We start from the raw sequence: 24,033 nt of genomic DNA, 5'->3' as shown, positions 1-24,033 counted from the left end.
ACAAGCTAACGAAGCAGCTCAATAAATATACCATCCTATCGAATATAAAGCAATAGTTTTTACGAAGTTTTTTTATAATGATAGATTATTTTTCACTGCTACAGCAGCAAAAACTCTATATATAGTATGAATTTGTTCTTTATATCAAACATTTACCTATATACAGTGCCGCTTATGATTATACAATTTTCCATAAATCATACGAATCTAGTAGTAGTTTGCTCGTAAGTCCTTGGATCATGCTTTTCTTCAGGCTCTTTTTACTTCCTATATAAATGAAAAAGAGAGGGAAAATGCTCCCTCTCTTCTATTATTATTCTTCAGTTGTCTCTTCTTTTGTTTCTTCTGTTTCTTCGCTTTCGTCGATTGAATCAAAATCTTCGTCGGTTTCGTCCTCTTTTTCGACAACAGCAACAGTCGCTACATGATTTCCTTCATTCATAGAAATTAGCTTAACACCTTGTGTGTTACGCCCCATTGATGAAATGCCATCGATGTTCATACGAATAAGAATACCATCCGCTGTGATGATCATTAAGTCTTCTTCTGCTGTGACGGTTTTCAACGCAATAATTTGACCGTTACGATCTGTAATATTGCATGTCTTAATTCCTTTACCGCCTCGCGACTGAAGTCGATAGTCTTCCATAGGCGTTCGTTTTCCGAAGCCTTTATCTGTAACAATCAATACTTCTTGTGTCTCATCTAATACTTCCATACCAATAACACAATCATTCTCTCCTAGTGTAATGGCTTTTACACCAGCTGCTGTTCTTCCCATTGAACGAACATCGCTCTCACGGTAGCGAATCGCCATTCCGTTATTCGTACCAACGATAATGTCCTTCTCACCATTCGTTAACTTCACACCCATAAGTTCATCTTCATCGCGAAGTGTAATCGCAAAGAGACCGCCTTTACGGATATTTGCAAACTGTGAAAGTGGAGAACGTTTCGTAATACCATGTTTCGTCATGAAATTTAGATACCAATCATCATTAAAGTCTTCAACCGGGATAACAGCTGAAATTGTTTCGCCTCGTTCTACTTGAAGCATATTAACAATTGGGATTCCTTTTGCCGTACGACTCATCTCTGGGATTTCATACCCTTTTAAACGATACACTTTCCCTTTGTTCGTGAAGAATAGAATCGTATTATGAGAAACGGTTGTAAAGAGATGCTCAACAAAATCATCCTCTGACGTTCCCATCCCTTGAACGCCACGGCCTCCACGTCGTTGTGATCGATACGTAGAGATTGGTAGTCGCTTAATATACCCTTTATTTGTTAACGTAATGACGATATTTGTACGTGGAATTAAGTCTTCATCTTCAATCATATCAAAACCAACCGTAATATTCGTACGGCGGTCATCCGCGAAACGCTCTTTAATTTCATTTAGCTCTTCTCGAATAATTTCTAGAATCTTCTCTTCATCAGCAAGAATTGCTTTCAGTTCATCAATGAATGCTACGAGCTCACTATATTCTTTTTCGATTTTATCGCGTTCCAAACCAGTTAAACGCTGCAATCTCATTTCAAGAATTGCTTGTGCTTGTTCATAGCTTAGTTCGAACTGTGTCATTAATCCTTCACGCGCGATATCTGTTGTTTGTGAAGCACGAATGAGAGCAATTACTTGGTCTAAATGATCAAGGGCAATGCGCAATCCTTCAAGAATGTGGGCTCGTGCTTCTGCTTTTCGAAGATCAAATTCTGTTCTGCGACGAATGACCACTTGTTGATGTTTTAAATAGTAGTACAAGCATTCTTTTAAATTTAATACTTTAGGCTGTCCATCGACAAGCGCTAGCATGTTGATTCCAAAGCTTGTTTGTAACGCTGTTTGTTTATAGAGATTGTTTAATAGAACATTCGGGTTCGCATCACGTCGAACTTCAATAACAATACGCATACCATTACGATCGGATTCATCACGTAAGTCCGTAATACCATCAATCTTTTTATCACGAACAAGCTCTGCAATTTTTTCGATGAGACGCGCTTTATTCACTTGATACGGAAGTTCTGTCACAAGAATCATATTCTTGCCGTTCGCCATCTCTTCAATTTCAGCCTTTGCTCGAATGACAATGGAACCTTTACCTGTTTGATATGCTTTACGAATTCCTTCACGGCCTAGAATTTCCCCAGCTGTTGGGAAGTCTGGTCCAGGAATATATTCCATTAATTCAGGAATAGTAATGTCTGGATTTGTACTTAATGCCAAAATGCCGTCAATGACTTCTCCTAAATGGTGAGGAGGAATGTTCGTTGCCATACCAACAGCAATTCCTGATGTACCATTAACAAGAAGGTTTGGAAAACGAGCCGGCATAACCGCAGGTTCCTGTTCAGAACCATCATAGTTCGCCTTATAATCAATTGTATCTTTATTAATGTCACGTACCATTTCCATGGCGATTTTAGACATTCTTGCTTCTGTATAACGCATAGCAGCTGCCGCGTCACCATCAACCGATCCAAAGTTTCCATGTCCATCGACGAGCATATGGCGATAGTTAAAGTCTTGTGCCATACGAACCATCGTTTCATATACAGCAGAGTCACCGTGCGGATGGTACTTACCAATAACGTCCCCTACAATCCGGGCTGATTTTTTATAGGCTTTATCTGCTGTAATTCCAAGGTCGTTCATTGCATAGAGTATTCGGCGATGAACCGGTTTTAAGCCATCGCGTACGTCGGGAAGCGCACGGCTTACGATAACGCTCATCGCATAATCCATAAAGGATTTACGCATTTCACTACTTATATTAACTTCCTTCACGCGGGGTTGATCTGCTTCAGACATTCGTTCTAACCTCCATTTAGTGCATAATTCATGATTAAACAACCGCTTATAACGGGAAGAGAAACAGGGAGATGCCCTGTTTCACTTCAAGTTATATGTCTAGGTTTTCTACGTATTGCGCATGTTCCTGAATGAAATCACGACGCGGCTCTACCTTGTCCCCCATTAATATTTCAAATGTTTCATCGGCATCCATTGCATCTTTTAACTCAACTTGCAGCAATGTGCGCGTTTGTGGGTCCATTGTCGTTTCCCACAGCTGGGTAGGGTTCATCTCTCCAAGACCTTTGTAGCGTTGTACACCTGGTTTTGGTTGCTGAGGAAGCTCTTTCATAATACGATCCATTTCTTTATCATCGTACGCATATTCAATGCGCTTTCCTTGTTGCACTTTATAAAGTGGTGGTTGCGCAATATAAACATAGCCATGTTCGATAATTGGTCGCATATAGCGATAGAAAAAGGTTAATAACAAGGTACGAATGTGCGCACCATCAACATCAGCATCTGTCATAATAATGACTTTGTGATAGCGTGCTTTGGAGATATCGAAGTCTTCACCAATACCTGTTCCAAGCGCTGTAATAATGGCACGTATTTCATTGTTGGATAGTATTTTATCAAGACGTGCTTTCTCTACGTTAATAATCTTACCGCGCAGTGGCAAAATCGCTTGGAAATGACGATCTCGTCCTTGCTTAGCGGAACCACCAGCGGAGTCACCCTCAACGATGTAAAGCTCTGAGACGCTTGCATCTTTTGACGAACAATCCGCTAACTTACCTGGTAAGGAGGACACTTCTAGGGCGCTTTTACGACGGGTAAATTCACGCGCTTTCTTCGCTGCAACCCGCGCGCGTAACGCCATCATGCCTTTTTCAAGGACACGCTTAGCTACGTCTGGGTTTTCAAGCATGAAGGATGAGAAGTGTTCTGAAAATAGTGATTCTGTAATCGTACGAGCTTCTGAGTTACCAAGCTTCGTTTTTGTTTGTCCCTCAAACTGCGGATCCGGATGCTTAATCGAGATAATGGCCGTTAATCCTTCGCGAACATCATCACCGGTTAAGTTCGTGTCACTGCCTTTGAAGTAATTGTTTTTGCGGCCATAATCATTAATTACACGTGTTAAAGCGGTTTTAAATCCTGATTCATGCGTTCCACCTTCATGTGTACTAATGTTATTGGCAAACGAGTAGATATTGCTCGTATAGCTATCATTGTATTGAAGGGCGATTTCAAGAGAAATGCCTTCTTTTTCTCCTTCAATAAAAATCGGTTCGTGAAGCACTTCACGCGAACGATTAATGTGCTCTACATACGATTTAATACCACCCTCATAATGAAACTCTTGCTTTGTAGGGTTTTCTTCACGTTGATCCACCGCACAAATCTTAATGCCACGGTTCAAATAGGCAAGCTCACGAATCCGCTGTGAAAGTGTAGCGAAGTCATATTCAGTCGTTTCAGTAAAGATTTCAGTGTCCGGTACAAAGTGGATTTTCGTTCCACGTTCTGTCGTTTCACCGATTACTTCTAAATCACTTACTGGTACACCGCGATGATATTTCTGATGGTGAATGTGGCCATCACGATAAACGGTTACGTCCATTTCACTGGAAAGTGCGTTTACAACCGATGCCCCTACACCATGAAGACCACCTGATACTTTGTAGCCGCCACCGCCAAACTTACCGCCGGCATGAAGCACAGTCATAATAACTTCGACAGCCGGACGTCCCATTTTTTCATGAATACCGACAGGAATACCACGGCCGTTATCAGTAACGGTAATGCTATTATCTTTTTCAACCGTTACGGTTATTTCATCACAATATCCAGCGAGCGCTTCATCGATGGAATTATCGACAATTTCCCAGACGAGATGATGAAGTCCTTTTACATTGGTAGCACCAATATACATCCCGGGGCGTTTTCGTACGGCTTCTAGTCCTTCGAGGACCTGAATATCACTTTCATCATAATGTTGTTCTACTTGTTGGTCAGTTGACATTGTATTCTTCACCTACACTTCGGCTTTTAGATCCTATTCTTGTAAAGCTCGTTTATTTTAAATACCAGCTATGAGCAAAATCAACACGCTCTTCTGCCCGTTTTTTGAGAGTCATGGACGATAAGGGAGAGATGTAAACATGTTTCTTCGTGATGATGAGTGACTTTGGATGAAGCTCACTCAATTGAACGAGGCTTTTTTCTGCTTTATGCTTTTGTAAAAAGGCAGGCAAGCAATCCGAGTCTTCCATTGCTTGATAATCCAGAATGGCGATAATTTCTTTTTGTTGAATAACGGCATCTTCACCAATATGAAGTAACATAGTTCACCTCACCTTAATCGTTCAATCGTACCGTTTGCGACTTGGTACGTTGCAGCTTTTTCTAATGTTTCGTGATGAATGCCCTCAACGCTCGTCGTTGTCACGAACGTTTGCACTTTGCCTTGAATGGTGTTTAAAAGATGAGATTGACGATAATCATCTAACTCGGATAAGACATCATCTAGAAGTAGTATCGGATATTCTCCTACCTCAGCGTGAATAAGATCAATTTCAGCTAATTTAACAGATAGCGCTGTTGTTCGTTGCTGTCCTTGAGAGCCATACGTTTGTACGTCCCGACCATTCACGAAAAAGAGAAGATCATCTCGATGTGGCCCAAACATGCTCGTCCCGCGTTCGATTTCTCTATCTTTCATTTTAACAAACTTTTCTTTATACGCTTCTATCATTTTCGACAACTCTTGCTCTTCGCATACGTCAATTGTTGGCTTATATATTACTTCTAGTTTTTCTAAGCCTCGACTAATGCCGTGATGAACTGGCTCAGCCCATTGCTGCAGCAACTTCATATAGCTATGCCGCTTCTCGGTAACCCGAGCGGCTGACTCAATCATTTGCTCTGTTAAAATATCCAGCATGACGCGTTGTTCTTCCGAACGGCTTCGTTGCATCGTGCGTAACAATGAATTACGCTGAGCGAGAATCTTTTGATATTGCGATAAATAATGAAGATAGACGGGATTGACTTGTCCAATCTCCATGTCAATAAAACGACGTCGCACCTGTGGACTCCCTTTCACAAGATTCAAATCCTCAGGTGCAAACATGACGACATTTAATGCGCCTATATAGTCTGTAAGCCTTCGCTGCTCAAGGCTGTTAACTTTTGCTTTTTTTCCCTTGCCAGAAATAACAAGGTTTAAACGGATTGGTCCATTCTTTTTATGAACCCTTCCTTCTATTTTAGCATATTCTTTGTCCCAATAGATTAATTCTTTATCGCGCGGTGTTCGATGCGATTTCGCAAGCGCTAACACGTAGATCGCTTCCATGATGTTTGTTTTTCCTTGCGCGTTTTCACCTAAAAAAACATTTACTTTATTTTCAAACGTCACATTCGTCGTTTCGTAATTGCGGTAATTCTTTATGCTTAATTCTTCAATGTACAACGGGATACCCCCAGTTATTTGGCAACGATAAATTCACCTAATTCTTTAATGGTGATGACATCGCCTTCATATAGCTTTCTTCCACGACGTGTTTCGTGTTCTTGATTAACGAGCACTACATGCTCTTGTAAATACCATTTTACCATTCCCCCGCTACTAATGGCATCTACGTGTTTTAAAAGCTGTTGCAATGTAATATAGTCTGTTGAAATTTGTACCTTTTCCATGTTCATTCTCCTTTAGCTTGTAACCATAATTTGTTTGTGGATAAATCCTACTGATGCAAAGTTATACACAGTGGATAACTCCTAGTGTGAATAAAGACCGGGGAACTAAGTCCACCGGTCTTTTCAAGCTTTGTTCTTAAATTAATACGTTCGAACAGGAACGATCAGTTGAGTAACTGTTTCACCTTCCGTTGGACGGATTAAAAATGGACGCATAGCCCCTGTAAACCAAATCTCGATATCCGAACAATCCATTGCTTTTAGAGCATCAATCATATATTTCGCATTAAAGGAGATTTTTAATTCTTCTCCTTGCATAGACTGTGTTGTTACATTTTCAAATACTTTCCCGACTTCCGGGGAATTTGATGAAATTTGAATATTCGTTTCATCGATGGTTGCTAACTTAACAACATTATTTTTTCCTTCTTTCGCTAGAAGCGAGGCACGATCGATGGCTTGTAAAAACTCTTTTGTCGATAAAACAAGCGTTGTTTTACTTTCTGATGGTACGAGTTTCGATGTATCTGGATAATTGCCATCTAAAAGACGTGAGAAAAATAAGGTATTTTTCGTTTTAAATAATACTTGGTTGTTCGTGACAACAATATGAACAAGCTCGCTTGATTCTTCGACAATTTTCGAAAGCTCATTCAAGCTTTTTCCAGGAATAACGACATTTTGGAAGGCAAGACCTTCTGTGCTGTTGTCAATAGAGGCAATGCGCTTTGCCAAGCGATGGCTATCTGTTGAAACAAACGTTAAAACGCCTTCTTCCAGTTTCATATTTACCCCAGTAAGAATCGGGCGAGTTTCTGTCGTTGAAACGGCAAAAACAGTTTGACGAATCATTTGTCGAAGTAAATCACCTTGAATCATAAGTACTTCTTTTTCTTCTACTTGTGGTAATCGTGGATATTCTTCAGGATCTAGTCCAATTAAGTTAAATTCGGAAGCGCCTGAGCGTAACGTTGTCTCGAAACGTTCGCCTACTTCAATTTCCACTGTTTCTCCTGGAAGCTTACGAACGATATCAGAGAAATAACGAGCAGAAAGCACAATTTTACCTGGTTGTGCTACTTCAATATTAACATTCCCTGCTTCTTCGATTGGAATGTGACGTTCAATCGAAATATCGTTATCACTTCCTGTTAACACCATACCCTCACTATGAACTTCCATTTTGATACCGGTTAGGATCGGAATGGTTGTTCGAGAAGATACAGCTTTCATTACGTCTTGAACGCCTTCGAGCAAATGACTGCGGTTAATTTGGAATTTCATAACGTCCCCCTAAATCTATTTTTTTAATGAATGGTTATATATTATTTTTTTAAAAAAAAGTAGTCGTAGTAGTAATAGGGCCTGTGAATCTGTGGATAACTGCAAAAAGTAAAGTAACAACAGCCTATCCACATGTGGACAGACTGTGTATAAATGCGATGATGTTATGCACACTATTCACAGGGAAAAATGGCATGCAGCGACTATGACTTTAATTGATCGTGTATTTCTTTCATGTTTTTTTGTAATTGTTGATCAGAAATCATCAAATTTGAAATCTTCTCATGAGCATGAAGCACGGTCGTATGATCACGACCACCAAATTCTTCGCCAATTTTCGGCAAAGAGTTATCGGTAAGTTCACGAGCTAAATACATAGCAATTTGTCGAGGAAAAGCGACAGATTTTGTACGTTTTTTGGCTGTGAAATCTTCAAGCTTCACATTGTAATGTCGACCTACGACTTCTTGAATATGATGAATTGTAATCGTGCGTGGCTTAGAGGATGGAATAATATCCTTTAAAGCTTCGGCAGCAAGATCCGCATTCATATCTTGATTAATAAGCGACGAGTAGGCAACAACACGAATAAGGGCTCCTTCAAGCTCGCGAATATTCGTATCGATTTGATTGGCGATATAAAGCATCACTTCATTAGGAATATCAAGGCCTTCTGCTTTCGCTTTTTTACGCAAGATGGCAATGCGTGTTTCCAGGTCTGGTGGTGTAATATCCGTTATTAATCCCCATTCAAAACGGGAACGAAGGCGATCTTCTAACGTTGGAATTTCCTTCGGTGGCCGATCACTTGAAATAACAATTTGTTTGCTTTCTTCATGAAGCGCATTGAATGTATGGAAAAACTCTTCTTGTGTTTGTTCTTTTCCTGCTAAAAATTGAATATCATCTATAAGCAATACATCGACACTGCGAAATTTGTTGCGAAACTCAACGGTTTTATTATCACGAATGGAATTGATAAATTCATTCGTAAACTTTTCAGATGATAAGTAGACCACTTTAGCATTCGGTTTATGATCAATGACATAATGACCAATCGCGTGCATTAAGTGTGTTTTCCCTAAACCTACGCCTCCATATATAAATAATGGATTGTATGCTTTCGCAGGTGCTTCGGCAACGGCAAGTGAAGCGGCATGCGCAAAGCGATTGCCTGATCCAATAACAAAACGATCAAATGTATATTTCGGATTAAGCATGCTTTGACTAATGACTTCTTCTTGTTGCTCACTGTTTGCCTTTTGCGAGGCTTTTAATACTTTATCTAAATCAACTTCTTCCTCAATTTGATGCTGAGGAATTATAAACTTTACATCTAAGGCAGCACCGGTTACATCAAGTAACGTTTCCGAAATTAGCGGGGAATAGTGTGATTCTAGCCAATCTCTAGCGAACTCATTAGGAGCCGTTATGATTAATGTATCTTTTTGCAAAGCATGTGCGACCGTGGATTTTAACCATGTCTCAAAGCTAGGTTTGCTGACCTTTTTCTCTATGGCAGCAAGCGCTTTGTTCCAAAGGTCGTTAATATTCTCCACCAATTGTCCCTCCTACATCATTTCATTAATTTGTGCTTTTAAGCGGGCAAAGAAACCTCAAGATTTTCACAGGCACCACAAGAAAAAAACAATTGCGATGAAAGAGGTGCCGTATAGAAATTGAGAAAGAATCTTGAGGTTTACGTATATATTGCACGTTTTTTACGATCAAACATCATCATTGTACAACGTATGTACAACACAAAGCGCGACAATGAATAATTATACTGTCCACATAAAACGTGCCGATCTATTAATATAGTAGAAAAGCAGTCATTCACACATTATACAAGCGCTGTGGACAAACATATTCACAGCATAGAAATACTGTCCACAACTTTATCCACATGCTGTGGATAGTATTTTGTCAAAAGAAGTTATTAACGAGTTAAAACACAACTAGCATATCAAAAATACCCCATGATTGCAATGGGTTTTTCGTACTTATCCACAACTTCTACACCTTGTGTGGAACTGTTGTCCACAGCACTAGATTTTGTGTAAAACTTGTCGATAAATGTTGTGGATAATCTAAAAGTCACGAAAAAACATATCCACAGTCGTTTTTTCACCTGTTGTGTAAGAGAATGTGAAACGCAGCCCAATGGTTTTTTTTCAGGAGAACTTGACAAAAATCATAAGTCGTTATTATACTTACTTAGACTGTCTTTTTTAAGAGATCCTCAGGGAGGTGTATATATAATGAAACCTACGTTCCAGCCTAACAACCGCAAACGTAAAAAAGTTCACGGTTTTCGTGCTCGTATGGCAACTAAGAACGGCCGCAAGGTTCTAGCTCGTCGCCGTCAAAAAGGAAGAAAAGTATTATCTGCATAGGCCACTGACATCAGTGGTCTTTTTTCTGATATGAACCTGCTTTCTTAGAAAAGTTTGAAATGGTATTAAATGACCGATACTAAAAAGCAGTTAACAATAAATGATGGTCGGGATCTTTAATCCAGGTGGAGTGTTACCCCATGGAAAAACAAAAACGCATTAAAAAAAATGAAGAATTTCAAGAAGTGTTTAAAAGAGGAAAATCATCTGCGAATCGCCAATTTGTAGTGTATACACTGTTGAAGGCCGAACAGCAGCAAGCTCGACTGGGGCTGTCTGTTAGCAAGCGTGTTGGAAATGCGGTAACAAGAAATCGCATTAAGCGTGTCATTAAGGAAATTTTCCGAAAGCATGAAGCAGACATTGCGCATCAAGAATATGTCATCATTGCAAGAAATCCAACAGCAAGCATGGACTTCTTCCAAATGGAGAAAAGTTTACTTCATGTGTTACAGCGAGCAGGTGCTATGAGACAGTCCAAGGGCAAACGCTCATGAAAAAGCTGCTCATTGCGGTCATTCGGTTCTATCAAAAAGGTATTTCGCCAATGACCCCGCCTACTTGTCGGTTTCATCCGACTTGTTCGCATTACGGATTGGAAGCGATTCAACGATTCGGAGCATTGAAAGGCCTATGGTTAACCGTACGGCGAATTTTGAAATGTCATCCTTTTCATCCAGGAGGCTATGATCCTGTTCCGGAAAAAAAGGATCGCCATAAATAATCAACATCTCTGTAAGGAGGATAAGCGTGCGAAATAAGAAATTATTCATACTCATCGGTTTAATCGGTTTGATGGTAGTATTATCAGGCTGTAGCTCTACGCAAACGCCTATTACTGCAAATAGCGACGGTTTTTGGGATCGTTATTTCGTGTATCCACTTTCTTGGGTATTAACAGAAGTCGCTCAATTTTTTGGCGCTGGTGGAACAGGTTACGGTTATGGCTTAAGTATTGTTATTACAACAATTGTTATTCGTCTCATTTTGCTACCGCTCATGATTCAATCAACACGTAGTCAAAAAGCGATGCAAGCGATTCAACCAGAAATGCAAAAGCTTAAAGAGAAATATAGTTCTAAAGATGCAACGACACAACAAAAGCTTCAACAAGAAACGATGGAGCTCTTTAAAAAGAGTGGAGCTAATCCGTTAGCGGGTTGTTTACCACTTATTATTCAAATGCCAATCTTACTTGGTTTCTATCAAGCGATTGTACGAACAGCTGCGATTAAGCAACAAGAATTCCTATGGTTTAACTTAGGACATGCTGATCCTTTATATATTCTTCCGCTCGTTGCCGGTTTAACGACCTTCTTACAGCAACGTATTATGATGGGGAATATGGAAAACCCGAATCCGCAAATGAAAATCATGATGTACATTATGCCAATCATGATTATCGTATTCGCGATTAACTTCCCAGCTGCCCTTTCTCTTTATTGGGTAGTCGGTAACATTTTCATGATGGTTCAAACCTATTTCATTTCCACTCCAAAAAAAGGAGATAAAGCTTTGGATAGGGGCGCTAAAAAGTGAAACAAACAACGGTAACGGGAAAAACAGTAGAAGAAGCAGTTTCGGCAGCACTGATTGAACTTCAAGCTTCAAGAGAAGAAGTAGAGATACATGTTCTAGAAGAGGCGAAACGTGGATTTTTTGGCTTTGGTGGGAAACAAGCAACCGTAGCAGTTTCTCTTAAAGAAAAGGATCCAGTCGCATACGCGATTGCTTTTTTACAAGAGGTCACCGAGCAAATGGGTGTACCTGTTACCATTTCACTTCAAGAATCATCCGAGGATATAGCCTTACAGCTAGCGGGCGAGAAAATTGCCATTCTCATCGGCAAAAGAGGACAAACGCTTAATGCGTTACAATACTTAACGAATTTAGCGGTCAATCAATATAGCGATCATTACGTGCGCATTTCACTTGATGCTGAAAATTATCGGCAGCGTCGTCAGGAATCGTTAGAAAGACTGGCGCTTCATACCGCTCAAAAAGTAGCGGCGACGTTAAAAGCGGTTGCGCTAGAACCGATGCCGTCCAATGAACGGAAAATCATTCATTTGGCACTTCGAACGAATCAGCGCATTGAAACGACGTCAGAAGGCGTAGAGCCTTTTCGTAAAGTATTGATACGACCGAAACGAATAAAAAACTAATAGGTTTTTTTAAAAGTCACTGATCATTATGATGAGTGACTTTTTTTATGGCAAAGAAGCGACACGTAGCCCAAGTTTTCTCATTGCGTTTTAGGGAGCGAATGAGTTAAACTAAAAGGTATTGTGGATAATTATGTCTTCTTTTTTTATGAAGTTATCCACTGTGGAACGTTAGAAATGCAAGTAAAGGAAATAATACACATAGATAATGCAACATGGATGGACTAAAGAGAGGTGAAATCAATGGAATACGATACAATTGCAGCGATCTCAACACCGATGGGTGAAGGAGCTATTGCCATCGTTCGACTGAGTGGTGAACAAGCTGTGACGATTGCTGATTCCATATATAAGGGGAAGCAATCTCTTTGTGATGTGACAACTCATACGATTCACTACGGAAAGCTCATGGATCCTGCGACTGATGAAGCAGTAGAGGAAGTAATGATGTCAGTCATGAGAGCACCGCGTACGTTTACACGAGAAGATGTTGTAGAAATCAATTGTCACGGTGGACTTGTCTCGGTGAATCGGGTGCTACAGCTCGTCTTACGTGAAGGAGCTCGTTTGGCCGAACCTGGGGAATTTACGAAACGCGCATTCTTAAATGGACGCATTGATTTATCACAAGCAGAAGCAGTGATGGATCTAATTCGTGCAAAAACAGATCGCGCAATGAATGTCGCGTTGAATCAAATGGAAGGACGTTTGTCGAAGCTCGTCAGCTCTCTGCGCCAAACGTTGCTAGAAACCATTGCCCATGTAGAAGTAAATATTGATTATCCTGAGTATGATGCCGAAGAAATGACACATCAACTCTTGCAAGAAAAGCTTCATGAAGTGAAAAATGAAGTGGCAACATTGTTAACAACTGCGCAGCAAGGAAAAATTTTGCGTGAAGGATTATCAACGGCGATTATCGGCCGACCGAATGTTGGAAAGTCATCGCTAATGAATGCCCTCGTGCAGGAAAATAAAGCAATTGTTACAGATGTTGCTGGAACGACGCGCGATGTCATCGAAGAATATGTCAATGTTCGAGGCGTACCGCTACGGCTCGTAGATACAGCAGGTATACGAGAAACAGAAGATATTGTCGAACGCATCGGTGTCGAGAAGTCACGAAAAGTATTAAAAGAAGCGGATTTGATCTTACTCGTTCTCAATAATAATGAACGTCTTACGCAAGAAGATGAGAATTTATTGGCTGCCGTTAAAGGGCTTAATGCCATTATTATTATTAATAAAACGGATTTAGAGTCACACATTGATCGCGATCGGCTCCAACAATTGAGTGATAATCACCCGATTATTACGGTTTCATTGTTGCAAGAAGAAGGTGTCGATCGTTTAGAAGAAGGAATTGCCAAGCTGTTTTTTGCAGGTGGGATGGAAGCACAAGATATGACGTATGTATCCAATTCTCGTCATATTGCGCTATTACAACAAGCGTCAGGATCCATTGAAGAAGCGTTGCATGGCATTGAGGCAAGCTTACCGATTGATATGATTCAAATTGATATAACGAGAGCATGGGAAATCCTTGGAGAAATTGTGGGTGACACCGTTTCTGAAAGTTTAATTGATCAGCTCTTTTCACAATTTTGTTTAGGAAAATAGGAGAAGGAGGAAGTTATCATGGGATATGAAGCAGGCCAATTTGACGTGATTGTCGTTGGGGCAGGCCATGCCGGTGTAGAAGCAGCGCTAGCTTCGGCACGAATGGGAGCCAAAACGCTTTGTTTAACCTTAAATTTAGATACCATTGCGTATATGCCGTGTAATCCATCTGTCGGCGGTCCTGCCAAAGGAATCGTTGTACGGGAAGTGGATGCACTAGGCGGTGAAATGGGACGCAACATTGATAAAACGCACATTCAAATGCGTATGCTGAATACAGGTAAGGGACCTGCTGTGCGCGCCTTGCGTGCGCAAGCAGATAAATATCAGTACCAAAATGAAATGAAACGGACGATGGAAAATACACCAAACCTCACACTTCGCCAAGGAATGGCAGAGCGTTTACTAATGGAAGATGGTAAATGTCGAGGTGTTGTGACGCAAACAGGTGCAGAATATAAAGCCAATGCGGTCGTTCTAACAACAGGTACGTATTTACGTGGAAAAATTATTTTAGGCGAACTTTCTTATGAAAGTGGTCCGAACAATATGCAACCGTCGGTTAACTTATCCTACCATTTGCAGGAGCTTGGCTTTGAAATGGTGCGCTTTAAAACAGGAACACCACCGCGTGTTAATAGCAAAACCATTGATTATTCTGTAACAGAAATTCAACCAGGCGATGATGTACCACGTGCATTTTCATATGAAACGACGTCGTATATTACCGAGCAATTGCCATGCTGGTTAACGTATACAAGCCCAGAAACACATGAGCTTATTAACGGAAATCTACATCGTTCGCCGATGTACTCGGGCATGATTGAAGGAACGGGACCACGCTATTGTCCATCGATTGAAGATAAAATTGTGCGCTTTAATGATAAGCCGCGTCATCAAATTTTCTTAGAGCCAGAAGGACGTTCGACAGAAGAAGTATACGTACAAGGTCTTTCTACAAGCTTGCCAGAAGATGTTCAACGGAAAATACTCGCCAGCATTCCTGGTTTAGAGAAAGCCGAACTTATGCGTGCAGGCTACGCAATCGAATATGATGCAATCGTGCCGACACAGCTATGGCCATCGCTTGAAACAAAGCGTGTGGATGGCTTATTTACAGCAGGACAGCTAAACGGAACGAGTGGGTATGAAGAAGCAGCGGGTCAAGGTGTGATGGCCGGTATTAATGCAGCCTTAAAAGTTCAAGGAAAAGATCCGTTGATTCTCGATCGTTCCGAAGCGTATATTGGTGTTCTTATCGATGATTTAATTACGAAAGGAACGAATGAACCGTATCGTTTGTTAACTTCTCGTGCTGAATATCGTCTATTGCTTCGTCACGATAATGCAGATCTACGCTTAACGGAAAAAGGCTATGAAATTGGGTTAATTTCGCAAGAGCGCTATGAACGCTTCTTAGAAAAGAAAGACCAAGTAACGGCAGAAATCGAGCGCTTAGAGCAAGTGTCGATTAAACCGAGCGAAGAGGTTCAAGCGTTGCTAGAAAAAGCGAATAGCTCGGCCCTAAAAGAACCAATGTCAGCTGCGACCCTCTTGAAACGTCCGGAAATCACGTATGATGTGATTGCGAAAATCGTACCAGCGCCAACTAATCTTGATGAAGTGGTAGCAGAACAAGTAGAAATCCAAGTGAAATATGCAGGGTATATTGATAAACAGCTAGCACAAGTAGAACGTATGAGAAAAATGGAAAATAAAAAGTTGCCAATCGATTTGGATTATAACGCGATTAACGGCTTAGCAACGGAAGCGAAACAAAAGCTGTTGGAAGTGCGTCCACTTTCCGTTGGCCAAGCATCCCGCGTATCTGGAGTAAATCCTGCGGACATTTCCATTCTCCTTATCTATTTAGAGCAAGGAAAATTAGCGAAGCTCGCTCAGTAACGTCAGGGGGACGAATATGAAGATCACGGCTTTTGCAGAAGCGCTCAAGGAGAAAGGCATTGTCCTTTCTTCTGTGCAGCTTCAGCAATTTGAAGATTACTTTCATTTGCTCGTAGAGTGGAATGAAAAAATGAATTTAACGGCTATTACAAATCAAGAGGAAGTGTATTTAAAGCACTTCTATGATTCAGTTAGCGCCGCTTTTTATTTTGATTTTACACAAGACCTTTCTATTTGTGATGTTGGAGCGGGTGCGGGTTTTCCTAGCATTCCTTTGAAAATCTGTTTTCCACATGTAAAGCTGTCCATTTGCGACTCTTTGCAAAAGCGCATTACCTTTTTACAGCATCTAACGGATCAGCTTGGCTTACGTGACGTTACGCTTCATCACGACCGTGCCGAAACCTTTGCAAAGCGTCCAGAAATTCGGGAAACGTATGATCTTGTCATGGCGCGTGCAGTGGCACGTATGTCTGTATTAAGTGAACTCTGTTTGCCATTAGTGAAAAAGGGTGGCCACTTCTTAGCGATGAAAGGTTCGCAGCTTCCAGATGAAATGAAGGATAGCGAAAAAGCCATTTCATTATTAGGTGGAAAGGTAAAAGAAGTTCATTCGTTTAAACTTCCTGAAGAGAATAGCGATCGCCATATCGTGCTCTTATCAAAGGAAAAACCGACACCTAAAAAGTACCCACGCAAACCCGGAACACCGAACAAAACACCACTATAAGTGGCATTTGCTGTCGTTTTATCGGGAAAACAAGAGTAAATATTTTCAAGATGGTGGCAGGAAATAAACAAGAAGTAATCGAAATTCTAGGATAGATAACAAAAGGTGGTGTCATTCATATGAAACATCCTTTTTCCCGCTTTTTTGGCATCGGCGAAAAGAGTCAACCGGCAGACGCCGCAAAAAGTGATAACGAAGAAATTCATCAGTTGCTTGTATCATCCATACATCCAAATCAATTTCAGCCTCGTACGATTTTTATAGATGAGCGTATTGAAGAGCTCTCACAAACGATTGAAACGCATGGCATTATTCAACCTATTGTCGTTCGGAAGTCCGGAGAAACCTCGTATGAAATTATTGCTGGTGAACGTCGCTGGCGAGCTGTTCAAAAATTAGGTTGGGAGAAAATCCCTGCTATTATTAAAGATTTTGATGATTCTCAGACCGCTTCGGTCGCTTTAATTGAAAACTTACAACGGGAAGAACTAACAGCCATTGAAGAAGCCATGGCTTATGCGAAGCTGTTAGAGATTCATGACCTCACCCAAGAAAGTTTAGCGATTAAGCTCGGCAAAGGGCAATCGACGGTAGCGAATAAACTACGCTTGCTGAAGCTCCCTGCTTCCATCCAAGAAGCACTTTTACGCAAGCAAATTACGGAGCGCCATGCGCGTGCGCTTATTATTTTAAAGTTGCCGCAAAAGCAAGAAGAAATGCTGCAGGAAATTTTAGAAAAGCACTTAAATGTAAAGCAAACCGAAGAGCGAGTTAAAAAACTCATCGCTGCACAGCATGAGGCAAAAAAACCGGTTGCGAAACGAAAATCGTATAGCAAGGATACCCGTCTGGCCATTAATACGGTACGACAATCCGTTGATATGGTATTAAAAAGCGGCTTGACGATAAATACAGAAGAAGAAGATCATGAAGAATTCTACCAATTTACGATTCGAATTCCAAAAAAGTAAGATAAAAAGCAGACTCTCGTGTTATAAAGGGAGTCTGTTTTTTTGTGTGCGCTTCCCTTTCTCCGCAAAAAAAGGCAAGGAACGTCGAATGATGTCAAGAAGCGTAGAATGGTCATTTTTTTCTGGAAATCTTTTTCTAAAATGCAGGAAATAGCGACAAGTTAGCGTATGTTTCGTGATATGATAGAGAAAATGAACTTTCTCAAAAAGAGGTAGGTGTCATCGTGGCGAAAACCATTGCAATTGCCAATCAAAAGGGCGGCGTTGGGAAAACAACAACGTCAGTAAACCTTGGGGCATGCTTAGCTTATTTCGGCAAGAAAGTTTTACTCGTGGATATTGATCCACAAGGAAATGCAACAAGTGGAGTAGGAATTGATAAAGGTGACATTGATCGCTGCATCTATAACGTTCTTGTTGATGATGCAGAAGTAAAAGATGTGGTATTAGAAACCATTTGTGAAGGATTACATATTCTTCCCTCCACCATTCAATTAGCAGGTGCAGAAATTGAATTAGTACCAACTATTTCCCGGGAAGTAAGACTCAAACGAGCATTATCAGCGGTGGAGAGTCGCTACGATTATATCATTATTGATTGTCCGCCCTCTCTTGGTCTCTTAACGATTAATTCATTAACAGCAGCAGATGCCGTCTTGATCCCTGTCCAGTGCGAATATTACGCGCTCGAAGGATTAAGTCAGCTGTTAAATACGGTTCGACTGGTTCAGAAGCATTTAAATACGGATTTAATGATTGATGGTGTGCTATTAACGATGCTAGATGCACGTACGAATTTAGGCATTCAAGTCATTGAGGAAGTGAAAAAATACTTTCAAGATAAGGTGTATGCGACGATTATACCTCGAAACGTTCGCTTGTCAGAAGCACCAAGCCATGGAAAACCGATAATTATTTATGATCCTAAGTCAAGAGGCGCGGATGTTTATCTAGAATTAGCGAAGGAAGTGATGGGCAGTGGCGAAAGGGTTAGGTAAAGGAATTAATGCGCTCTTCCCCCCTACAACGCAATCAGAACATGAGGAGCTTATTATTGAGCTTGAGGTTACACAACTACGCCCCAATCCTTATCAGCCAAGAAAGCATTTCAACGATGAAAGTATTCAAGAACTCAGTGTTTCAATTCAAGAGCATGGTGTCTTACAACCAATCATCGCGCGAAAAAGCATTAAAGGCTATGAAATTGTAGCGGGTGAACGAAGATTTCGTGCCGCAAAAGCAGCGGGATTAACGAAGCTTCCCGTAATTGTCCGCACGTTTACCGAAGAGCAAATGATGGAGATTGCGCTCATAGAAAATCTACAGCGGGAAGATTTAAATCCGATTGAAGAAGCAGTTGCTTATCAAAAACTCATTGAACATTTACATCTTACACAAGAAGAGCTAGCCACACGAGTTGGCAAAAGCCGTCCACATATTGCGAACTTTGTACGTTTGCTTCAACTGCCCTCCCCTGTTCAAGATCTGCTGGCAGATGGGACATTAACGATGGGACATGGGCGCGCTTTAGTAGGCTTGAAAAAGAAAGCGAAGCTTCAAAGTGTGGTGCAAAAGTGCTTAGATGAAAAAATGAACGTTCGTCAGCTGGAGAAGTTCGTGCAGCTGATCAATGAAAATGTTCCACGTGAAACGAAGAAAAAAACGCCAGCAAAGAATGTCTTTCTTGCGGAAAAAGAAACAGCGCTCCGCGCGCATTTTGGGACATCCGTGTCCATTAAGCGTTCGAAGCGTAAAGGCAAAATAGAAATTGAGTTCTTTTCTGATGATGATTTAGAACGGATTTTGCAATTGCTAGGAAATGAATAATAAGAAGATCATCTTTAAAGTGTTGACTTTAAAGGTGATTTTTTTAATGGAATTGTAATGGTTTCTTCTTTATGACCTCTACTATCTTTCGTAGCGTGATAGAGAGATTGGGCAATGAGTTCAGCCATTTTCATTACGATACTTAAGCGCGTGTTTTGTAATACGAAATATTCCATGAAGCCACTAACATTCACAATCCCTGTCAGATGCATATCGCCAACAGGAGGTAGCTCTTTATTGACACCAGCTCCGGGCTTCACAGGCCCATCACCGACCGAGACCATCCCAACGTGATTTAATTTACCAAGACAAGCATCAATCCCAATAACAAAGGCATGTGGATGCTTTTTTTCAACCATTTTCAATTTTTCTACGAGATTTACCGCATGAACAGGCTCATCTAATGTGCCGTAAACAGGGTAAGGAAAGGCGGTGTTTGCCTTTAACTTCGTACCAACAAGTGGACCAAGAGCATCTCCAGTGGAGCGGTCTGTTCCAATGCATATGACGACAATTGCCGGTTTCCGCGCAGCAGGAAGCAGCATTTCTATGTGTTCTGTAATCAGCGGGCAGGCATCTTGATCCTCATGGTGGGCTTTATAGGTCACTCGCTGACTGGGCACAGGCTTCCTTTTTAGGAACATGACATCCACTCCTTTATAATGGTACTACCAGTATACGGTCAATTTGAGAAAACTATACATATGAAGAAGCAAGGAAGCTTGTCTCTTTTCAAGTGATACCCCATTCCCTCTTCTTTCTAACACGCGGATTTTGCCGCTATGATGCACTCAACATGGAAATTAAGGAGCGTGGGCACTTGTCGTTGAAACTTCGTAGGAAATTGGGTACATTAAGGATGTGTGCAGCGCGTGGGAGGGAGAGGGACGATTGGAACTATTAACCATCGCTCAAGAAGCAGATCGTTTTGTTAAGTTAGTTAGTGATGAACAATTGTGGATTAATATAGGTATGAGAGTACTGCGCATTGCTGCTATTATTATTGGAGCACAAATCGTTGTAAGATTAACGAGAGCGGTAGTGGCCAATGTTTTTAATTTTCGATTAAGAAGTCCGCTACGCATGTCAGAGCGAAGAGAAAATACGCTAGTTCGCTTATTAGATAATGTTGTTGCGTACCTGATTTACTTTATTGCGCTACTCATGATCTTAACGGAATTTAGTATTGATGTAAAAGGGCTATTGGCTGGGGCCGGAGTTGTTGGTCTTGCTGTTGGGTTCGGAGCACAAAGTCTTGTCAAAGATATTATTACTGGGTTTTTTATTATTTTTGAAGAGCAATTTGCCGTCGGTGACTATGTGAAGATCAATAATTTGGAAGGTACAGTAGAAGAAATTGGCTTACGTACGACGAAAGTGAAGCAATGGACGGGAGAATTGCATATTTTGCCGAACTCCTCGATCGTCATTGTAACGAATTATTCGGTTAATAATAGTATTGCGGTTATTGATTTTAGTATTGCTTATGAAGAGGATGTTGACCGCGCCCAAGGAATTATTGATGAGGTTGTCCGTGAAAAGATGCATGAATTGCCTGAGATGGTGGCAGAACCTCAAGTGCTTGGTATTCAATCCGTTGCTCCACTTGAAATTGTGATTCGAGTAACAGCGGAAGTATTGCCGATGACACATTTACAAGTTGTTCGGGAATTGAAGAAGGCCATTAAGCTTCGCTTAGATGATGAAGGAATTGAATTACCGTATCAGAAGATGGTGTCCTATCATAAACACGTTTCAGACGATTAATATAGGTAAATTGAGGGGGCTTTTTTTCTTGAATAAAGAATTTGGATTACATGATGAAGTAGAAATGAAAAAACCTCACCCATGTGGAACAAATCGTTGGAAAATTATTCGAATGGGAGCGGACATTCGCATTAAGTGCATGGGCTGTCAGCATAGCGTTATGATTCCACGCAAAGATTTTACAAAAAAAATGAAAAAAGTACTTCTTTCTCATCAAGGAGAATGATGTTTCACGTGAAACGTTTTTTCAGATAGAGTCGGCGTAATTGCCGGCTTTTTTGCTATGGTTCTACAGTGCTTGTGTTTTATTAGGCAACAACCTATAATGAAAAAAGATGGAATAACGAATGAACAAAGCGCACCAAGGGTGGCGTTTTAACATAATGAGGAGTGAATGACATGGCTTTAACAACTGGGATTGTCGGTCTTCCGAACGTAGGGAAATCGACGCTTTTTAATGCCATTACACAGGCAGGAGCAGAATCGGCAAACTACCCATTCTGTACGATTGATCCAAACGTAGGAATTGTTGAGGTACCAGACGAGCGTCTTCATAAGCTAACAGAAATGGTACAACCGAAGAAAGTCGTGCCAACGGCTTTTGAATTTACGGATATCGCTGGGATTGTAAAGGGTGCGAGCAAGGGTGAAGGTTTAGGAAATAAATTTTTATCACACATTCGTCAAGTAGATGCCATTCTACAAGTCGTGCGTTGCTTTGAAGATGAGAATATTACGCACGTTTCTGGAAAAGTTGATCCGATTGACGATATTGAAGTAATTAATCTAGAGTTGATCTTTGCCGACTTAGAAACGGTAGAAAAGCGCGTGGCTCGTGTTGAAAAATTGGCAAAATCAAAAGATAAAGAAGCAGTAGCTGAATTCAGCGTTCTTGAAAAAATTAAAGAAGCGCTAAGCAATGAGCTTCCGGCACGAAGTGTAGATCTTACGCCAGAAGAAAAGAAAATTGTTTACGGCTTGCATTTGTTAACGATGAAACCGATCCTTTATGCGGCAAACGTTAGCGAAGAAGATCTATTAGAAGGCGGCAATGAGCACGTGGATAAAGTGCGTGACTATGCTGCGCGCGAACAGGCAGAAGTCATCGTTATTTGTGCGAAGATTGAAGAGGAGATTGCTGAGCTTGAAGGCGAAGAAAAGATTGCGTTCTTAGAAGAGCTAGGCATTCAAGAAGCGGGTCTTGATCAATTGATTCGTGCCTCTTACTCCTTGCTTGGACTGGCAACGTACTTTACAGCAGGCGTTCAAGAAGTTCGTGCGTGGACGTTCCGTAAAGGAATGAAAGCACCACAATGTGCGGGGATTATTCATACCGATTTCGAACGCGGTTTTATTCGCGCCGAAGTGGTTGCCTATGATGACCTAATGGAAGCAGGCAATATGGGAGCAGCGAAGGAAAAAGGGAAAGTTCGTCTTGAAGGAAAAGAGTATGAGATGAAAGATGGAGATGTTGTACATTTCCGCTTTAACGTATAAACGTGTAATGAAGGAAATCCGCGACGGCTTCTGCTGTTGTGGATTTTTTCTTTTTGGAAGAGAGGCTTGTCAATTGCCTGGGATTTTGCTATAATTTCTTATTGTGAGTAATTATCGATTTTTTTATGAAATGTTGATAGTTTACTCCTTGCCCGCTTAGGGCCGTTTAGACCAAAAGGAGGTGACCGGAATGAAAAAGTACGAAATCATGTACATCGTCCGTCCAAATGTTGAAGAGGATGCTTTCACTGCTGTTAAAGAAAAAGCGAAAACAATCCTTTCTGATAATGGTGCGGAGATCGCAAAAGAGAAAGACATGGGTAAAAAGCGTTTGGCATATGAAATCAAAGACTTCCGCGATGGCTATTACACGCTATTAGAAGTTAACGCTCCTGTTGAAGCGATTAATGAATTCGACCGTCTTATGAAAATCAATGAAGATGTTCTTCGCTTCATGACAATTGCAGACGAGAGATAATAATTAACGTTTGAAGGAGAGGTTCTTATGCTAAACCGTGTAATCTTAGTTGGTCGTTTAACGAAGGATCCAGAGTTGCGCTACACGCCTAATGGGGTAGCTGTTGCTAACTTTACTTTGGCCGTCAATCGTGCGTTTACAAATCAGCAAGGCGAGCGTGAAGCAGACTTCATTAATTGTGTCGTTTGGCGTAAGCCGGCCGAAAATGTAGCGAATTTCTTGAAAAAGGGGTCGCTCGCGGGCGTAGATGGACGCGTTCAAACGCGTTCTTATGATAATAATCAAGGACAGCGTGTGTATGTAACTGAAGTAATGGCAGAAAGCGTTCAGTTCCTGGAGCCGAAGAATGCGAATGCAGGCGGCGGTGGAGGCGGACAATATCCGCAATACCAACAAGGCCAAGGCAATCAATTCAACGCCCCATCGACAGATCGCGGTTATGGACAGCAGCAGAACCAGAACCCGAAACGCAATAACTTCAACGAAGATCCATTTGCCAACGATGGCACACCAATCGACATTTCTGATGACGATTTGCCATTTTAAAAGCAAACATATAACGGATACGATTATAGATCATTTTTAAAAAGAAGGAGGCGAACGAATATGGCAGGACGTCGCGGTGGACGCCAAAAGCGTCGTAAGGTTTGTTTCTTCACTGTAAACAAAATCACTTACATCGATTACAAAGATGTTGATCTTCTTAAACGTTTTATCTCAGAACGTGGTAAGATCCTTCCTCGTCGTGTGACAGGAACATCTGCAAAATACCAACGTCAATTGACTCGTGCAATCAAACGTGCACGTTTCATGGCACTTCTACCTTACGTAACTGAATAGGTTATGTATGCAAAAAGCACGATTGCCCAGCGGCAATCGTGC

At 41.1% G+C, this 24,033-nt stretch carries 25 protein-coding genes; 17 read left to right on the top strand and 8 right to left on the bottom strand.

All coding sequences use genetic code 11. The features are described 5' to 3' along the window. Window positions 1-313 precede the first annotated feature (313 nt). The 7 genes from gyrA to dnaA form a co-directional block, all read right to left on the bottom strand. Entirely contained in the window at window positions 314-2,818 is a 2,505-nt protein-coding gene (gyrA, locus tag A374_RS07415) for a DNA gyrase subunit A (RefSeq protein ID WP_007201583.1), read from the bottom strand. A gap of 91 nt (window positions 2,819-2,909) precedes the next feature. Then, entirely contained in the window at window positions 2,910-4,832 is a 1,923-nt protein-coding gene (gyrB, locus tag A374_RS07410) for a DNA topoisomerase (ATP-hydrolyzing) subunit B (RefSeq protein ID WP_007201582.1), read from the bottom strand. Between the two features lie 52 nt (window positions 4,833-4,884). Next, window positions 4,885-5,154, bottom strand: coding sequence for an extracellular matrix regulator RemB (remB, locus tag A374_RS07405; protein WP_007201581.1), 270 nt, complete (start codon window positions 5,152-5,154; stop codon window positions 4,885-4,887). Window positions 5,155-5,162: 8 nt separating this feature from the next. After that, window positions 5,163-6,284 carry a DNA replication/repair protein RecF gene (gene recF, locus A374_RS07400; protein WP_007201580.1) on the bottom strand — a complete coding sequence of 374 codons (1,122 nt, stop codon included), beginning with the start codon at window positions 6,282-6,284 and terminating at the stop codon, window positions 5,163-5,165. Between the two features lie 14 nt (window positions 6,285-6,298). Next, window positions 6,299-6,511 carry a S4 domain-containing protein YaaA gene (gene yaaA / locus A374_RS07395; protein WP_007201579.1) on the bottom strand — a complete coding sequence of 71 codons (213 nt, stop codon included), beginning with the start codon at window positions 6,509-6,511 and terminating at the stop codon, window positions 6,299-6,301. A gap of 141 nt (window positions 6,512-6,652) precedes the next feature. Further along, on the bottom strand, window positions 6,653-7,795 hold the full coding sequence (gene dnaN / locus A374_RS07390) for a DNA polymerase III subunit beta (RefSeq protein WP_007201578.1): 1,143 nt from the start codon (window positions 7,793-7,795) through the stop codon (window positions 6,653-6,655). Between the two features lie 203 nt (window positions 7,796-7,998). Continuing rightward, complete coding sequence (gene dnaA, locus A374_RS07385) at window positions 7,999-9,354, bottom strand: chromosomal replication initiator protein DnaA (protein ID WP_007201577.1); 1,356 nt, start codon at window positions 9,352-9,354, stop codon at window positions 7,999-8,001. Window positions 9,355-10,056: 702 nt separating this feature from the next. On the opposite strand from dnaA, the gene rpmH reads away from it, so the two are divergent. The 11 genes from rpmH to A374_RS07330 all read left to right on the top strand — a co-directional run bounded on the left by rpmH (window position 10,057) and on the right by A374_RS07330 (window position 19,409). Next, a complete protein-coding gene (rpmH, locus tag A374_RS07380; protein WP_007201576.1) occupies window positions 10,057-10,191 on the top strand; it encodes a 50S ribosomal protein L34 in 135 nt (44 codons plus the stop codon). A gap of 140 nt (window positions 10,192-10,331) precedes the next feature. Continuing rightward, window positions 10,332-10,688, top strand: coding sequence for a ribonuclease P protein component (gene rnpA / locus A374_RS07375; protein ID WP_007201575.1), 357 nt, complete (start codon window positions 10,332-10,334; stop codon window positions 10,686-10,688). After that, the gene (yidD, locus tag A374_RS07370) at window positions 10,685-10,915 is read left to right on the top strand and encodes a membrane protein insertion efficiency factor YidD (protein ID WP_007201574.1); all 231 of its coding nucleotides are present in this window, start codon (window positions 10,685-10,687) and stop codon (window positions 10,913-10,915) included. The genes rnpA and yidD overlap by 4 nt, the downstream gene beginning before the upstream one ends. A 26-nt stretch (window positions 10,916-10,941) precedes the next feature. Beyond that, complete coding sequence (spoIIIJ, locus tag A374_RS07365) at window positions 10,942-11,730, top strand: YidC family membrane integrase SpoIIIJ (protein WP_007201573.1); 789 nt, start codon at window positions 10,942-10,944, stop codon at window positions 11,728-11,730. Next, entirely contained in the window at window positions 11,727-12,356 is a 630-nt protein-coding gene (gene jag / locus A374_RS07360) for an RNA-binding cell elongation regulator Jag/EloR (protein WP_007201572.1), read from the top strand. The genes spoIIIJ and jag overlap by 4 nt, the downstream gene beginning before the upstream one ends. A 243-nt stretch (window positions 12,357-12,599) precedes the next feature. Continuing rightward, a complete protein-coding gene (mnmE, locus tag A374_RS07355) occupies window positions 12,600-13,976 on the top strand; it encodes a tRNA uridine-5-carboxymethylaminomethyl(34) synthesis GTPase MnmE (protein WP_007201571.1) in 1,377 nt (458 codons plus the stop codon). Window positions 13,977-13,994: 18 nt separating this feature from the next. Continuing rightward, window positions 13,995-15,881, top strand: a complete 1,887-nt coding sequence (mnmG, locus tag A374_RS07350; protein ID WP_007201570.1) for a tRNA uridine-5-carboxymethylaminomethyl(34) synthesis enzyme MnmG — start codon at window positions 13,995-13,997, stop codon at window positions 15,879-15,881. Between the two features lie 16 nt (window positions 15,882-15,897). Next, window positions 15,898-16,611 carry a 16S rRNA (guanine(527)-N(7))-methyltransferase RsmG gene (gene rsmG, locus A374_RS07345; RefSeq protein WP_007201569.1) on the top strand — a complete coding sequence of 238 codons (714 nt, stop codon included), beginning with the start codon at window positions 15,898-15,900 and terminating at the stop codon, window positions 16,609-16,611. Between the two features lie 119 nt (window positions 16,612-16,730). Then, window positions 16,731-17,582 (top strand): nucleoid occlusion protein, encoded by an 852-nt coding sequence (gene noc, locus A374_RS07340; protein ID WP_007201568.1) that lies wholly within the window; start codon window positions 16,731-16,733, stop codon window positions 17,580-17,582. Window positions 17,583-17,806: 224 nt separating this feature from the next. Further along, window positions 17,807-18,580 (top strand): ParA family protein, encoded by a 774-nt coding sequence (locus tag A374_RS07335; protein WP_007201567.1) that lies wholly within the window; start codon window positions 17,807-17,809, stop codon window positions 18,578-18,580. Beyond that, window positions 18,561-19,409 (top strand): ParB/RepB/Spo0J family partition protein, encoded by an 849-nt coding sequence (locus A374_RS07330; protein ID WP_007201566.1) that lies wholly within the window; start codon window positions 18,561-18,563, stop codon window positions 19,407-19,409. Before A374_RS07335 ends, A374_RS07330 begins: the two co-directional genes overlap by 20 nt. Before the next feature lie 14 nt (window positions 19,410-19,423). Here the strand turns inward: A374_RS07330 and yyaC are convergent, their stop codons facing one another. Beyond that, window positions 19,424-20,053 carry a spore protease YyaC gene (gene yyaC, locus A374_RS07325; protein ID WP_007201565.1) on the bottom strand — a complete coding sequence of 210 codons (630 nt, stop codon included), beginning with the start codon at window positions 20,051-20,053 and terminating at the stop codon, window positions 19,424-19,426. Window positions 20,054-20,300: 247 nt separating this feature from the next. Between yyaC and A374_RS07320 the strand changes: the two genes are divergently transcribed. From A374_RS07320 to rpsR, 6 genes are all read left to right on the top strand, one after another. Then, window positions 20,301-21,176, top strand: coding sequence for a mechanosensitive ion channel family protein (locus tag A374_RS07320; RefSeq protein WP_007201564.1), 876 nt, complete (start codon window positions 20,301-20,303; stop codon window positions 21,174-21,176). A gap of 28 nt (window positions 21,177-21,204) precedes the next feature. Next, on the top strand, window positions 21,205-21,402 hold the full coding sequence (locus A374_RS21120) for a DUF951 domain-containing protein (RefSeq protein ID WP_007201563.1): 198 nt from the start codon (window positions 21,205-21,207) through the stop codon (window positions 21,400-21,402). A 173-nt stretch (window positions 21,403-21,575) separates the two neighbouring features. Beyond that, entirely contained in the window at window positions 21,576-22,673 is a 1,098-nt protein-coding gene (gene ychF, locus A374_RS07310) for a redox-regulated ATPase YchF (protein WP_007201562.1), read from the top strand. A gap of 190 nt (window positions 22,674-22,863) precedes the next feature. Further along, complete coding sequence (gene rpsF, locus A374_RS07305; RefSeq protein ID WP_007201561.1) at window positions 22,864-23,151, top strand: 30S ribosomal protein S6; 288 nt, start codon at window positions 22,864-22,866, stop codon at window positions 23,149-23,151. A gap of 27 nt (window positions 23,152-23,178) precedes the next feature. Continuing rightward, entirely contained in the window at window positions 23,179-23,697 is a 519-nt protein-coding gene (gene ssb / locus A374_RS07300; RefSeq protein WP_007201560.1) for a single-stranded DNA-binding protein, read from the top strand. A 60-nt stretch (window positions 23,698-23,757) separates the two neighbouring features. Continuing rightward, window positions 23,758-23,991: a 30S ribosomal protein S18 gene (rpsR, locus tag A374_RS07295; RefSeq protein ID WP_007201559.1), complete on the top strand. Its 234-nt coding sequence runs from the start codon at window positions 23,758-23,760 to the stop codon at window positions 23,989-23,991. Window positions 23,992-24,033 lie beyond the last annotated feature (42 nt).

It is taken from the genome of Fictibacillus macauensis ZFHKF-1 (genome assembly GCF_000269865.1).
Lineage (GTDB): Bacteria > Bacillota > Bacilli > Bacillales > Fictibacillaceae > Fictibacillus_C > Fictibacillus_C macauensis.
This window is presented reverse-complemented; position numbering and strand designations above follow the sequence as displayed.